Raw genomic sequence first — 12,984 nt, 5'->3', positions numbered from 1 at the left:
GCGTTGACACGAGAATTGACTCACAAGTAACTTACTGGAGAGTCAGATCGAACGGAGGCGACGGTGCCGGCCGAGGTGCGTTCGTGGTGGGGCTGGGGCACCACCGACGGCGAACTGTCCAAGGAGGAGTCCGGCGCGCTGGTCGCCCGCACCTCGGGTGTGCTGCCCGGCCACGACTTCACCGATCACGCGCCGCCGGATCCCGCGGATCTCGACCTCCCGGCGCCGAGGATCAGGCCGCCCGCGGCACTCGCCGCGTTGTGCGGTGACGCACCGGTCGACCGGCTGTCCCACGCTCGCGGCAAGGCGTTCCGCGACGTCGTCCGCAACCTGCTCGGACAGCTCGACCACGTCCCGGATCTGGTCGCCCGCCCGCGTACGGAACAGGACGTCGCCGACCTCCTGGACTGGTGCACGGCCTCCGGGATCCCGCTGATTCCTTACGGTGGCGGCAGTTCCGTGGTCGGCGGGGTCGAGCCGCGGTTCGACGGCCCCGCGGTTTCGATGGATCTGGCCGGTCTCGGCGAGGTGCTCGAAGTGGACACGGTCAGCCGCGCGGCCCGGATCCAGGCCGGGATCTTCGGGCCGGCGCTGGAAGACCGGCTCCGGCCGCTGGGGCTGACCCTGCGGCATTTCCCGCAGTCGTTCGCCCATTCGACGCTCGGTGGCTGGCTCGCCACGCGCGCGGGCGGGCATTTCGCCACCCTCGCCACGCATATCGACGATCTCACCGAGTCGCTGCGCGTCGTCACACCTGCCGGGATCAGCGAATCGCGGCGCCTGCCGGGATCGGGCGCCGGCCCTTCGCCGGACCGGATGTTCCTCGGCTCCGAGGGGACGCTCGGCGTGATCACCGAAGCCTGGATGCGCCTGCAGGACCGGCCGGTCTGGCAGGTGACCGCCTCCGTCGCCTTCGAACGGCAGGAAGACGCCGTCGCCGCCACCCGGGCGATCGCGCAGTCCGGGCTGTATCCGTCGAACTGCCGTCTGCTCGACCCGGCGGAGGCGTTCATCAACGCGGGTGCGAGTGTGGGCGGCGGTCTCCTGCTGGTCGCGTTCGAATCCGCCGATCACCCGGTCGACACCTGGCTCGACCGCGCGCTCGAACTGACCGCCGGCCACGGCGGTGTCGTGAAAGCCAGGCGCGGCAAGGATTCCGCAGGTCAGGACAGCGCATCGGCCTGGCGATCGTCGTTCTTGCGGATGCCCTATCAACGCGACGCGCTGGCCCGCCGCTCGCTGATCGTGGAGACCTTCGAGACCGCGTGCACGTGGGACGGTTTCCCGGAGTTCCACGACGCGATCACCTCGGCGGCCCGCGCCGCGATCGACGAGGTATGCGGTGGCGCGGGTGTCGTCACCTGCCGGTTCAGCCACGTGTACCCCGACGGCCCCGCGCCCTACTACGGGATCTACGCCGCCGGGCGCTGGGGCAGCACGGTCGCCCAATGGGACGAGATCAAGGCCGCCGTCTCCGAGGCCATCGCGGGCCACGGCGGCACGATCACCCATCACCACGCCGTCGGCCGCGATCACCGGCCCTGGTACGACCGGCAGCGTCCCGGCCCGTTCGCCGCCGCGATCACCGCCGCCAAGGCCGCGCTCGACCCGGCGGGGATCCTCAATCCGGGGGTGCTGATCGGCTGACCGGTGGCCGGACGAACGACGTCAGCAGCGCGGTGAACCGCATGGCCGCCAAGGACAACGTCCGCCCGGCCATGGTCTGCACCTGGGCTTCGCGTTTGCGGAACACGGCGTTGTCGAGCAGCACGTACGCGACCCCTTCGGTGGCCGCGTCCCGCTCGATGTCACCCAGCCCGCCGACCAGGGCGATCCCGCCGCCACAGCGGACGAACTCGTACTTCGGGCTCAGTTCGTTGCACTCCAGCACCGGATGCGCCGTGAGGTTCTCGATCCGGGCGGCGATGTCGAACAGGTCGCGCAGGCTCTGCCCCGGCGACGGCAGCGCGAGCGGATGCGCGCAGAGCTCGGCGAGCCCGACGGCGTCACGACTGGTCAGCGGATGATCGAGCGGGACGATCGCGTACACCGGGACCACGACGGCGCTCTCGACGCGCACCCCGTGCTGAGGCCCGGTCGCGAACGTGACGGCGACGTCGGCCGCGCCTTCGAGGACCCGGCGTGTCGCCTCCTCCCTGGTCACGACGTCGATGTGGAACGTGACGTCGTGATCGCGCCGGAAGGCGGCGATGGCCTGCGGGACCACGCGGCGGGCGAATCCTTCGGAACAGGCGACCGTCAGGGACCGGGCGTGCAGCCCGCGGCCGGTGCGGAGTTCGTCGACGAGAACGGCCGATTCCGCCTCGCTGCGGCGGACGTGGTCGAGCAGCCGGGTCCCGGCCTCGGTCGGCACCATGCCCCGCGGATGCCGGACGAACAACGGCACCCCGATACCCGCTTCGAGTTTGGCGATCTGACGGCTGATCGCCGAGGGCGCCACCGTCAGTTCCGTCGCCGCCTCGGACACCGAGCCGGTGCGGGCGACTTCGAGGAAGTACGTCAACGCGATCGGCAGCAGCCGCATCAGAACTCCGCAGGTTTGCCCAAATGAGAACGCGGAGCACGGTAAACGGCAATGGTCACGGTACGCAAACCGACTTACGCTCCTCTGCGACACTCGACGAGCGAATCGGGAGAGAACACGGTGATCCCAGCGGAACTGGTCACGAAGGCCCACGAGCACGTCGACTCCGGCGCGTTCTTCGCCGAGCTCGCCGAACTCGTCCGATATCCGACGGTGAGTGATCATCCGAGTGGTCGCGTTGCCATCAAGGCATACCTGGACGAGGTCCTGACCCCGGCGCTGACCGCGCTCGGCTGTTCCGTCGAGACGTACCCGAACCCCGACCCGGATGGCGGGCCGTTCCTGATCGGCACCCGGGTGGAGTCCCCGCGGCTGCCCACCTTGCTTTGCTACGGCCACGCCGACGTCGTCGACGGGCACGAGGGCCGGTGGAGCGAAGGCCGGGATCCGTGGACACTGACCGCCGACGGCGAGCGCTGGTACGGCCGCGGTTCGGCGGACAACAAGGGACAGCACCTGATCAACCTGACCGCGCTCAGGCTGCTCCTCGCCGAAACGGGTTCGCTCGGCTTCAATCTGAAGTTCCTTTTCGAGACAGGGGAGGAGATCGGCTCGCCCGGCCTCGACGAGTTCGTCGAGGCGAACCGGGAGGCACTCAGCGCCGACGTCCTCATCGCGTCCGACGGTCCGCGCTTGGACGCGGCCACGCCGACGCTGTTCCTCGGCGCGCGGGGAAGCGTCCGGATCGCCCTGGACGTCGATCTCCGGCCCGACGCCTACCACTCGGGGAACTGGGGCGGGGTCCTGCGCAATCCCGCCACCACCCTCGCCGGGGCGATCGCCTGTCTCGTCGACGGGCACGGCCGCGTCCAGGTGCCGGAACTCCTGCCGCCCGAACTCCCGGACAGTGTCCGTGCGGCGCTCGCGGACCTCGAGATCGGGAACAAGCCGGGCGATCCGGCGCTGGACGCCGGCTGGGGAGACACCGGCCTGACCGCGGCCGAGCGGCTGTACGGCTGGAACACGCTCGAAGTCCTTTCGCTCGGCGCGGCCGACATCGACCGCCCGGTCAACGCCATCCCCGGCCGCGCCCGCGCGATGCTGCAGCTGCGCTACGTCGCCGGGACCGACGTCGACGGCGTGGGCGAGGCGATCACGAAACACCTTGCCGCGAACGGGTTTTCGATGGTCGATGTCACCGCCGAGGGCAGCTTCCGGGCCAGCCGCACCCCGGTCGACGACCCGTGGGTCGGCTGGGCGAAGAGTGCGCTCGACGAGGTTTCCGAGCGGCGGGCGGCGATCCTGCCGAGCTTCGGCGGGGGACTGCCGAACCATGTGTTCACCGACCTGCTCGGCCTTCCGACCCTGTGGCTGCCGCATTCCTATCCCGGGTGCCTGCAGCACGCGCCCGACGAACATTTGCTCGCGCCGATCGCCCGGGAAGGGCTCGTCCTCGCCACGGCGCTGTTCCACACGCTCGGACGGCGCGGGGAGGAGGCATGACGACCGACCAGACAGTGGCCAAGCCCCGGACGCCGTCGTCGACGCGGCGCGCGATCGCCGCGGCGACCATCGGCAACGCGCTCGAATGGTTCGACCTCGGCGTGTACGCGCTGATGGCGGCCTACATCGGCAAGACCTTCTTCCCCAGCGGGAACGCCGCCGTGGAACTCGTTCAGGCGTACGCCGTGTTCGGTATCACGTTCCTCGTGCGCCCGCTCGGCGGGCTCGTGCTCGGGGCCTACGCCGACCGGTTCGGCCGCAAGAAGGCGCTGGTGCTGACCATCTGGCTGATGGTCATCGGGACGTTCCTGCTCGCGGTGATGCCGGGTTACGCGACGATCGGTTTCCTCGCGCCGGTCGGCGTGATCGTGGCTCGGCTGATCCAGGGATTCGCCGCGGGCGGGGAATTCGGGGCGGCCACGTCGTTCCTGATCGAACAGGACGACCGACGCAAGGGTTTCCTCGGCAGCTTCCAGTTCGCCAGCCAGGGTTTCGCGACACTGATGTCGGCGGGGTTCGCCGCCGGGCTGACGGCTTCGCTCAGCGCGGACGCGATGACGTCGTGGGGCTGGCGGATCCCGTTCGTGTTCGGGCTGCTCGTCGGCCCGGTCGGCTATTACATCCGGCGTCACGTCGACGAACCCGAAGCCGCCAAAGAGAATCAGCCGAAGTCCACGCCGGTCCGGACGCTGTTCCGTTTCCACTGGGGCGGTCTGCTGATCGCCGGGGGAGCGCTGGTCGTCTCGACCTCGCTGAACTTCATCCTGCAGTCGCTGCCGACGTTCGCGATCAAGAACCTCGGCCTGGACGACTCACTGTCGTTCGTCGCGCTGATGATCACCGCGGCCATCCTGACCGTCGTGACACCGATCGTCGGACTGCTCACCGACCGGCACGGTCGGATCAGGATCATGATCGGGGCCGCGGCGGTGATCGGGGCGGGCGTGGTGCCGCTGTACCTGTGGGTCACCACCTCGCCGTCGTTCCTCACACTCACGGTGACGATGACGATCCTGGGACTGTTGAAGGCCACCTACTTCGGCGCGCTTCCCTCGGTGATGGCCGACGTCTTCCCGGCACACACCAGGGCGACCGGGCTTTCGTTCGCCTACAACGCCACCGTCGGGGTCTTCGGCGGATTCACGCCGACCATCGCGACCGCGATGATCGCGGCCACCGGATCGCCGGTTTCGCCCGGCTACTACCTTTTGGCGACCGCGTCGCTCAGTATTGTCGCGCTGGTCGCGGCGAATCGGCGGCGCGGGATCCGATGAAGGCGGGCGCATTCGTACCCTCGTCGTTCCGCAGAACGACACGGTTGGCCAGGTCTGGCTTCGTCCGGGCATGCTGAGGCATTGCCGGGATTTTGACTTCAACACCGACCGGGCTTGGACGGTGCGTGATTACAGCAGTCTGCCGCGAATGCTGTCGAGGTCGGTGTCGCTGACGCCGGCAGCGAGAAGATATTGCTCGACGTCGAGGCCATCGAGGGTGCTCAGGACGGCGGCTTGGGTCGTGGTGCCGCGGTCGGCGAGGACGGACTGGATGATCGGTCCTTGGTCCTCGGTGCCCATCGCGGCGAACAGGGACTTCAGGGCCTCGGTGGACATGTCGTAGTCCTTTGCGATGGCCTCCGGTCGGACGTCGGCCAGCGCCAACAGCAGAAGAGTGACCAGGCCGGTGCGGTCTCGTCCTGCGCCACAGTGGAACAGGACACCGCCCGGCCCGCAGTGGGCGAGCGCGGTGATGACGGCGGCACATCGGCCGGCTTTCCGTTCGAGGAAGGGACGGTAGTAGAGCGGACTGCCGTTGAGCTGCTCAGTGTTGATGTGCCGCCAGAACTCTACGTCCTCGATTTCGTCGAGGGGTACCTCGATGCGGTCGATGCCGGCCGGTGTGGTCGCCCCTGCGGTGGTGGCGGTGAAGTGCGCCGAGCCGGCCATCGCTGTCGGGGACTTTGCCGTCGCGGGCCGGATTTCGTCGGCATTGCGCAGGTCGACGATGGTTCGGACACCGGATTGCCACGCCTGGGTCCAGCCCTCGTCGGTGACGAAACGAAGGTCGGCCGCCCTGAAGAAGGCGCCGTAGCGAGTTGTATGGCCCGATCTGGTCGGCAAGCCGCCGAGATCTCTGGTGTTGTGAAAGCCTTCCCAGTTCACAGCTCTGCTTGTGCGCATGGTCGAGCATTCTCCAAGGCCCGCCGATCGGCCCGGAAGCCCGAGCCGATCGGCGGGTGAGGCCGGTTACGGGAAGTACGGGTTGTCGTAGCCGTAATCCTTGCAGGAGTCCAGCCCCGGCCGGATGTCCGTGCACACCCGCAGCGTGGGACCGTAGATACCGTTGGTGTCAGATCCCGCGATGCCCTTCCAGGTAATGGTCTTGTTGCAGCCCTCGTTGTTGTCGCGCCGTTTGCCCTGCCACTCGCTCGTCCACCCCTTGTTGATGATGAAGTAGAAGTAGACGGGGTTCCCGTCGCACTTCGCGTCCTTCAACGTGACGTCGGCCTTGAAGCTGCCCCGGCCGGTCCAGGTCAGCGTCCCGCTGAAGCTCGCGCCGCCGTCCGGCGACTTCCCGGAGATGGATTTCGACTGGTCCGCCGCCGCGGATCCCGCGCCGGCGAACGTCAGCCCGAGCGCCATGAACACCGACACAAGACATGCGACGACCCTCGAACGACCTTTCATGACAATCCCCTCGTGCTCTGTCCGACAGCGAAGCACCTAGGATCCCGGGAGCGCTTTTATTCTGCTTTCATGCCATGAAAGCAGAAGCAGGATCACAATTCCCGCAGCAGATAACGCTGCAGCTTCCCGCTCGCATTGCGCGGCAAAGCGTCGATGAACCGCACACGCCGCGGGTACTTGTACGGCGCCGCCGTCGCCTTCGCGTGGTCCTGCAGCGCTTTCACGAGATCCGTGCCGGGTTCGGCGCCGGGCCGGGGGACGACGAACGCCGTGACGACGGAACCGCGATCCGGGTCGGGTGTGCCGATCACGGCGCATTCGTCCACGTCCGGATGTGTCAGCAGGACCTCTTCGACCTCCGGGGCGGCGATGTTGTAGCCCGACGAGATGATCATGTCGTCGCTGCGTGCGACGAACCGGAAGTAGCCGTCGGCGTCGCGCACGTAGGTGTCGCCGGTGAAGTTCCAGCCGTCGCGGACGTAGTCGCGCTGGCGCGGGTCTTCGAGGTAGCGGCAGCCGGTGGGGCCGCGTACCGCCAGGAACCCGGGCGTGCCGTCCGGCACCGGCGAACCGTCGATGTCGAGAACGGCCGCCTCGTAGCCGGGGACGACCTTGCCGGTCGCGCCGGGACGTGCGTCGTCGTCGGCGGCGGAGATGAACACGTGCAGCATTTCGGTGCTGCCGAGTCCGTCGATGAGCGGCCGTCCGACGATCTCCCGGTACTGCTCGGCCACCGGGGCGGGGAGCGACTCGCCCGCGGAGACGGCCCGGCGCACTCCGGCCAGCAGCTTTCCTTGGCCGGCGTTGAGGATCGCGCGGTACGCGGTCGGGGCGGTGAAGAGGACGGTGACACCCTTCTCGGCGGCGATCGCGGCGAGTTCCGCCGGGGTGGCGCGTTCGACGAGCAGCGTCGCCGCTCCCGCGCGCAAGGGGAAGACCAGCAGGCCGCCGAGGCCGAAGGTGAAGGCCAGCGGTGGTGTGCCGCAAAAGAGATCGCCGGACGTCGGGCGCACGACGTGCCGGGAGAACGTGTCGGCGATCGCGAGCAGGTCGCGATGGAAATGCATCGTCGCTTTCGGGGAACCCGTCGTGCCCGAGGTGAACGCCAGCAGGGCGACGTCGTCGGCCGCGGTCGGGACGTCGGCGAACGTCGCCGGATGCCGTTCCGCGCGGGCGGCGAGTTCCGTTCCGTAGGACACGGCGGGCAGATCGGGCGGGAGTTCGTCCAGCAGACGCTCGTCGCAGACGGCGAGCGCGGGCTTCGCGCGGACGGCGATCTTGTCGAGTTCGGTCCGCCGCAGCATCGGCATGGTCGTGACGGCCACCGCTCCCGCCTTGAGCACGGCCAGCCACACCGTCGCGAGCCACGGTGTGTTGGTGCCCCGCAGCAGCACGCGATCTCCGGGAACCACGCCGAATTCGGCGACCAGGACGTGGGCGACGCGGTTGGCGCGGGCCAGGACTTCGCCGTAGGACCACGTTTCGGTGGGGGAGAGCAGGCAAGGCCGGTCCGGGCCGAGCCGGGTGACGGTGTCGTCGAGCAGCGCGGTCGCGGCGTTCAGCCGGTCGGGATACCGGAGTTCCGGCAGGGCGAAGACGAACTCCGGCCACTGATCGGCTGGAGGCAGCCGGTCCCGGCAGAACGGGTCGACATGCGCGCTGGGAGAAAGCCTCATCGTCGCCGCTCCTCGGTCCGGCCGTGCCCCCTCCCGCGAAGGTAGCACTTGTTACGACCGTCGAGAAGACGCGATGAAGCTCAGTCCACGACGTCGGCCACGGCCCGCGCCAGGGTGGCCCGCACGGTTTCGGGGGCGTCGAGGTTCCCGCCGTGAAGCGCGCCGTCGCGGAGGAGGACGAGGGTGCGGGCGGCGTGGTCGGGGTCGGGATGGCCCGCGTCGCGTGACAGGTCGCGAAGCACGCCGAAGAACCAGTTCCGGTGGTCGTCGATGACCTGCCGCACCTGGTGCGCGGGATCGGGGTATTCGGCGGCGGCGTTGAGGAACTGGCAACCGCGGAAGTCGTCGTCGAGTGTCCGGTCGCCGATGATGCCCAGCGCGGCGAGCAGTGCTTCGCGGGCGGGCTTCCCTTGCGTGGCCGCGCCGACACCCTCACGAATCCGTTCGCTCGTGGTGCTCAGGTAGGCGGCGACGAGGTCGTCCTTGGTGGGGTAGTGGCGGTAGAACGTCGCCCTGGTCACGGCCGCTTCGGAGACCAGGCGCTCCACGCCGACGGCATGAATGCCCTCGGCGTAGAAGAGTCGCGACGCCGTCTCGAGCAGCCGGATCTTCGGATGTACTTCCCGGTCGACAGTCGGCATCTCTCAACTCTAGAGAAAGAACGGTCATTCCACCAGGTCGGCTTCGTCACGTTGCGGAAGCCGCCCCGGATCAGCATGGTTGAGGGAGAAAGACCGATCATTCTCCCTGACTCTGAAGGAGCCAGCCATGAGCAACCAGAAGCCCACCATCGTCCTGGTCCACGGTGCTTTCGCCGACTCGTCCAGCTGGAACGGCGTGGTCCCGAAGCTGCGCGAGCAGGGCTATCGCGTTCTGGCGGCGGCGAACCCGTTGCGTGACATCGAGTCCGACGCGGCCTATGTCGCCGATGTCGTCAACGGAGTGGACGGCCCCGTGGTGCTGGCCGGGCACTCCTACGGCGGTGTGGTGATCAGCCGCGCGGCCACCACCGCGCCGAACGTCAAGGCGCTCGTCTACATCGCCGCCTTCCAGCCGGAGGCGGGGGAGAGCGTGTTCGAGCTGTCCGGCCGGTTCGAGGGCGGCAAACTCGGCCCGGACACCACGAACGTCCTGGCCGCCCAGGGGGAACTGTCGATCAAGCCCGAGAACTTCTCGGACGTGTTCGCCGCCGACGTCCCCACGGAGATCGCCGACGTCATGGCGGTCACCCAGCGTCCGGTCACCGAGCGCGCGCTCGGCACCCCGTTCGACGGTGAGCCGGCGTGGAAGAACCTGCCGTCGTGGGCGCTGATCGCCGAACAGGACCACGCGATCCCCGCCGCCGCGCAGGCGTTCATGTCCGAACGCGCCGGTTCGGAGGTCACCAGGGTCGACGCTTCGCACGCCGTCTCGGTCTCGCGGCCGGACGTCGTCGCGGAGGTCATCCTCGCGGCGGCCGCCAAGGTCGCCTGACCTCGGTCGCTTGACAGGTGAAACCCTCCCCGGAGAGACTGCAAAAGCGTTTTGGCAGCCTCTCCGGGGAGAACCACGTGAAGGTCTTGGTGCTCGATTCGAGCCCGCGTCGTGAAGGCAATTCCTGGGCGCTCGCGCAGGCGCTGGCCAAGGGGGCGGAGGAAGCGGGGCATACGGTCGATTTCGTCCGGCTCTCCGATTTCGTCGAGTCGCCGCTGGGGGACTGCCGCGACTGCCGGCTGAAAGACGGATCCTGCGGCATCGGGGACGGTTACGAGCGCCTGCTGTTCGAGCACGTGCTCCCGGCGGACGCGATCGTCTACGCGACACCGCTGCACTGGTACGGCATGACCGGGCGGCTCAAATCCTTCTTCGACCGGCTTTTCTGTTACACCTCCGGCAGTTCGCCGCATACCGCCGAGGTCGTGCCGGGGCTGATGGGCAAACGCGCCGCGGTGCTGATCTCGTGCGAGGAGAGCTATCGCGGCGCGACGCTCGGCCTCGAGGCCCAGTTCCAGGAACTCACCCGGTATCTGCGCCAGGACCTCGCCGGGATCGTGGTCGGCGTCGGCAACAGCCGGGGCGAGGTGGAACGCGATCCCGCCCGGCCGTTGACGGCGGCGGAGGACCTCGGCCGTAGGCTGGGCGACGCCCATGTCACCGACTATCGGCTGGACACCGACCGGCCGAACCGCGTCTGGGGACCGCCCGTGGAGGCCTGAGTGTCGCCGACCATCCGTGACGTCGCCGCCGCTGCCGGGGTTTCGATCACCACCGTCTCCCACGTGCTCAGCGGGCAGGGCCGGATCTCGGAGCAGACCCGGGAGCGGGTCGCGCGGGCGGCGGCCGACCTCGGCTATCAGGCGAGTGTGCACGCGCAGCAGCTGGTCACCCGGCGCAGCCGCACGCTGGCGATCCAGCTCGCGAACTCGGTCGACGCGAGCAGCGCCTGCGCGCTCGTGCCCAATTCCGACTACTTCCTCGAAGTGCTCAACGGGGCGGCCGAGGCCGCGTCGAAACGGTCGTACGCCTTGCTTCTGGCCCCGACGGACGCCGACCTCGACCGGCTGAACGCCTTCGCCGTCGACGGCGCGATCCTGGTGGATCCGCGCGGAGACGAGCCCTTTTTCGCGACCGGCTGGTGCCGTGACCGGCCTTTGGTGACCGTCGGGCGGCCGATGGCGGCGCCGTGCCCGGTGCCGGTCGTCGTCGACAACGATCTGGTCGCGGCCGCCCGGCTGATGCTGGATCACTTGGCGGACAACGGTTACGAGCGCCCGGCGATGATCACCACGGACACCCGCCGCTCGTACGCGGCGGATCTGGTCGCGGGATACACCGGCTGGCTGGAGGAGCGGGGGCTGGAGCCGGTGGTGGCGGAGATCGACGAGCCGCCGACCACCGAAGGCACGGCGGAGGCGCTGGGCAGCCTGCTCGACCGGCCGGTTTGCCCGGACGCCGTCTTCACGACGTCGGAAAACCTCGCCCTCGGCGTCCTCCACGAGGCCCGTCGCCGACGGCTCTCGGTCCCGGGCGGGCTCGGGATCTGCAGTGCCGTCGACAGCGGTTCGCTTCGGCTCGTTTCGCCACAGGTGACCGGGATGTTCGTGCATCCCCGCGAGGTGGGCGGCCGCGCGGCCACGGCGTTGATGGACCTCGTCGAGGGTATGGGCGGTGGGCCGCACCGGATCGAGGTTCCGGTGCGGCTCAACGCGCGGGCATCCACTTGCCGTTGCTGAAGGACGCTTTCACCGCGTGAGATGCGGGGAAAGTCCCCTTCAGCCTCCGGTCAGGAGCTCCGGCACACCGCGACCGGCGCGTCCCCGCCGTCGTCCTCGGTGGTCGCGATGAAGCCGAAAGTGGTCGTCCCGCCGGCGGGCAGTACCGCGTTCCAGTCCACTTCGGACACTCGCACGCGGTCGCCGTCCTGGACAAGGGAACCGTTCCACAGATTGGCGATGCGGGTGCCGGGCGGCAGGGTCCAGCTGACCTCCCAGCCGGTGAGCCGGGTGTCCTGGGCGTTGCGCACCGACACGCGGATCTCCGAGCCGCCGGGCCAGCGGTTGGCGATCTCGTAACGCGCTTCGCACACCGGTTTCGCGGCCGACGGGGTCGGCGCCGCCACCGGGGCGACCGGGTCGGGTGGGTCGCCACCGGACAGCAGGATCCCCGCGAGGACACCACCCGCCACCACGACACCGCCCGCGATGGCGATCGGCAGGCGCGATCGGCGGGTGGGCGCGGGAAGCCGTTTCGTACCTGCCAGGATCGCCGGACGGCCGTCGGCGACGGCGACGAGCATCCCTGCGGCCTCGGCCATGTCCGGCCGCTCCGCGGGATCGCGCCGGAGCATGCGCAGCAGGACGTCCGTGAGCGGGCCGGTGGTGCGCGGCGTGACGATCTCGCCGCGGGCGACCCGTTTGAGGAGCGCGATCTGGTTGGCGTCGGTGCCGAACGGCGGCGCGCCTTCCACCACGGTGTAGAGCGTGGAGCCGAGTGAGAACACGTCCGACGGATAGCCGGGCTCTTCGCCGTCCGCGACCTCGGGGGAGAGGTACGCGGGAGTGCCGACGACGAGCCCACCGCCGGTCATGGTCCCTTCGCCGGTGGCGTGGGACAGGCCGAAGTCGGCGATCTTCGCCTGACCGTCCCCGGTGATGAGGACGTTGTTGGGCGTGACGTCGCGATGCAGGATCCCGTCCTCGTGCGCGGCGGCCAGCGCCGAGGCGATCTGCGCGCCGAGTACCGCCACCCGGCCGGCAGGGAGCGGGCCGTCGTCCGCGAGGAGTTCCGTCAGCGGCCGCGACGGCAGGTACTCCATGACCAGGAACGGGGTTCCGTCCTGCTCCACGACGTCGTACACGGTGACGGCGTGTGGATGCTTGAGCCGCGCGGCGACCCTGGCCTCCCGCATCGCGCGCACGATCGACCGGAACGGCGCGCCGTCCGGCGAGGTGTCCGGCAGCATCTGCTTGAGCGCCACCGTGCGGTCGAGCCGTTCGTCCCACGCCCGCCACACCACGCCCATCGAGCCCCGGCCGACCTCGCGCTCCAGCCGGTAACGTCCGGCAATGACGGCATCCCGGTTCACGGACGCAACTGT

At 69.3% G+C, this 12,984-nt stretch carries 12 protein-coding genes; 6 read left to right on the top strand and 6 right to left on the bottom strand.

From position 1 onward, the window contains the following. The first annotated feature begins 63 nt into the window (after nucleotides 1-63). Nucleotides 64-1,647 carry an FAD-binding oxidoreductase gene (locus ACFWIW_RS10075; RefSeq protein WP_378368095.1) on the top strand — a complete coding sequence of 528 codons (1,584 nt, stop codon included), beginning with the start codon at nucleotides 64-66 and terminating at the stop codon, nucleotides 1,645-1,647. Here ACFWIW_RS10075 and ACFWIW_RS10070 read toward each other — a convergent pair. Continuing rightward, entirely contained in the window at nucleotides 1,622-2,545 is a 924-nt protein-coding gene (locus tag ACFWIW_RS10070) for a LysR family transcriptional regulator (RefSeq protein WP_378368094.1), read from the bottom strand. The two genes, ACFWIW_RS10075 and ACFWIW_RS10070, sit on opposite strands and share 26 nt — an antisense overlap. A 120-nt stretch (nucleotides 2,546-2,665) precedes the next feature. Between ACFWIW_RS10070 and ACFWIW_RS10065 the strand changes: the two genes are divergently transcribed. Next, on the top strand, nucleotides 2,666-4,048 hold the full coding sequence (locus ACFWIW_RS10065; RefSeq protein WP_378368093.1) for a M20 family metallopeptidase: 1,383 nt from the start codon (nucleotides 2,666-2,668) through the stop codon (nucleotides 4,046-4,048). After that, nucleotides 4,045-5,322, top strand: coding sequence for an MFS transporter (locus tag ACFWIW_RS10060; protein WP_378368092.1), 1,278 nt, complete (start codon nucleotides 4,045-4,047; stop codon nucleotides 5,320-5,322). The genes ACFWIW_RS10065 and ACFWIW_RS10060 overlap by 4 nt, the downstream gene beginning before the upstream one ends. A gap of 129 nt (nucleotides 5,323-5,451) precedes the next feature. Here the strand turns inward: ACFWIW_RS10060 and ACFWIW_RS10055 are convergent, their stop codons facing one another. From ACFWIW_RS10055 to ACFWIW_RS10040, 4 genes are all read right to left on the bottom strand, one after another. Next, a complete protein-coding gene (locus tag ACFWIW_RS10055; protein ID WP_378368091.1) occupies nucleotides 5,452-6,207 on the bottom strand; it encodes a tyrosine-protein phosphatase in 756 nt (251 codons plus the stop codon). Between the two features lie 84 nt (nucleotides 6,208-6,291). Next, nucleotides 6,292-6,732 carry a hypothetical protein gene (locus ACFWIW_RS10050; RefSeq protein WP_378368090.1) on the bottom strand — a complete coding sequence of 147 codons (441 nt, stop codon included), beginning with the start codon at nucleotides 6,730-6,732 and terminating at the stop codon, nucleotides 6,292-6,294. Nucleotides 6,733-6,824: 92 nt separating this feature from the next. After that, complete coding sequence (locus ACFWIW_RS10045; protein ID WP_378368089.1) at nucleotides 6,825-8,408, bottom strand: AMP-binding protein; 1,584 nt, start codon at nucleotides 8,406-8,408, stop codon at nucleotides 6,825-6,827. Between the two features lie 80 nt (nucleotides 8,409-8,488). Continuing rightward, on the bottom strand, nucleotides 8,489-9,049 hold the full coding sequence (locus ACFWIW_RS10040; protein ID WP_378368088.1) for a TetR/AcrR family transcriptional regulator: 561 nt from the start codon (nucleotides 9,047-9,049) through the stop codon (nucleotides 8,489-8,491). A 127-nt stretch (nucleotides 9,050-9,176) separates the two neighbouring features. On the opposite strand from ACFWIW_RS10040, the gene ACFWIW_RS10035 reads away from it, so the two are divergent. From ACFWIW_RS10035 to ACFWIW_RS10025, 3 genes are all read left to right on the top strand, one after another. Next, complete coding sequence (locus ACFWIW_RS10035; RefSeq protein ID WP_378368087.1) at nucleotides 9,177-9,881, top strand: alpha/beta fold hydrolase; 705 nt, start codon at nucleotides 9,177-9,179, stop codon at nucleotides 9,879-9,881. 77 nt (nucleotides 9,882-9,958) lie between these two features. Further along, nucleotides 9,959-10,603, top strand: coding sequence for a flavodoxin family protein (locus ACFWIW_RS10030; RefSeq protein ID WP_378368086.1), 645 nt, complete (start codon nucleotides 9,959-9,961; stop codon nucleotides 10,601-10,603). Next, nucleotides 10,604-11,620, top strand: coding sequence for a LacI family DNA-binding transcriptional regulator (locus ACFWIW_RS10025; protein WP_378368085.1), 1,017 nt, complete (start codon nucleotides 10,604-10,606; stop codon nucleotides 11,618-11,620). 50 nt (nucleotides 11,621-11,670) lie between these two features. On the opposite strand, the gene ACFWIW_RS10020 is transcribed toward ACFWIW_RS10025, so the two are convergent. Then, nucleotides 11,671-12,972, bottom strand: coding sequence for a serine/threonine-protein kinase (locus ACFWIW_RS10020; RefSeq protein ID WP_378368084.1), 1,302 nt, complete (start codon nucleotides 12,970-12,972; stop codon nucleotides 11,671-11,673). Nucleotides 12,973-12,984 lie beyond the last annotated feature (12 nt).

This window comes from Amycolatopsis sp. NPDC058340 (genome assembly GCF_042723975.1).
Lineage (GTDB): Bacteria > Actinomycetota > Actinomycetes > Mycobacteriales > Pseudonocardiaceae > Amycolatopsis.
The sequence above is the reverse complement of the archived record's forward strand: the minus strand, read 5'-3'. Positions and strand labels throughout refer to the sequence as shown.

What these genes read in the sequence shown, in the direction of transcription:
- ACFWIW_RS10040 (WP_378368088.1), bottom strand. Translation starts at nt 9,049, where the DNA reads ATGCCGACTGTCGACCGGGAAGTACATCCGAAGATCCGGCTGCTCGAG.
- ACFWIW_RS10050 (WP_378368090.1), bottom strand. Translation starts at nt 6,732, where the DNA reads ATGAAAGGTCGTTCGAGGGTCGTCGCATGTCTTGTGTCGGTGTTCATG.
- ACFWIW_RS10060 (WP_378368092.1), top strand. Translation starts at nt 4,045, where the DNA reads ATGACGACCGACCAGACAGTGGCCAAGCCCCGGACGCCGTCGTCGACG.
- ACFWIW_RS10070 (WP_378368094.1), bottom strand. Translation starts at nt 2,545, where the DNA reads ATGCGGCTGCTGCCGATCGCGTTGACGTACTTCCTCGAAGTCGCCCGC.
- ACFWIW_RS10045 (WP_378368089.1), bottom strand. Translation starts at nt 8,408, where the DNA reads ATGAGGCTTTCTCCCAGCGCGCATGTCGACCCGTTCTGCCGGGACCGG.
- ACFWIW_RS10035 (WP_378368087.1), top strand. Translation starts at nt 9,177, where the DNA reads ATGAGCAACCAGAAGCCCACCATCGTCCTGGTCCACGGTGCTTTCGCC.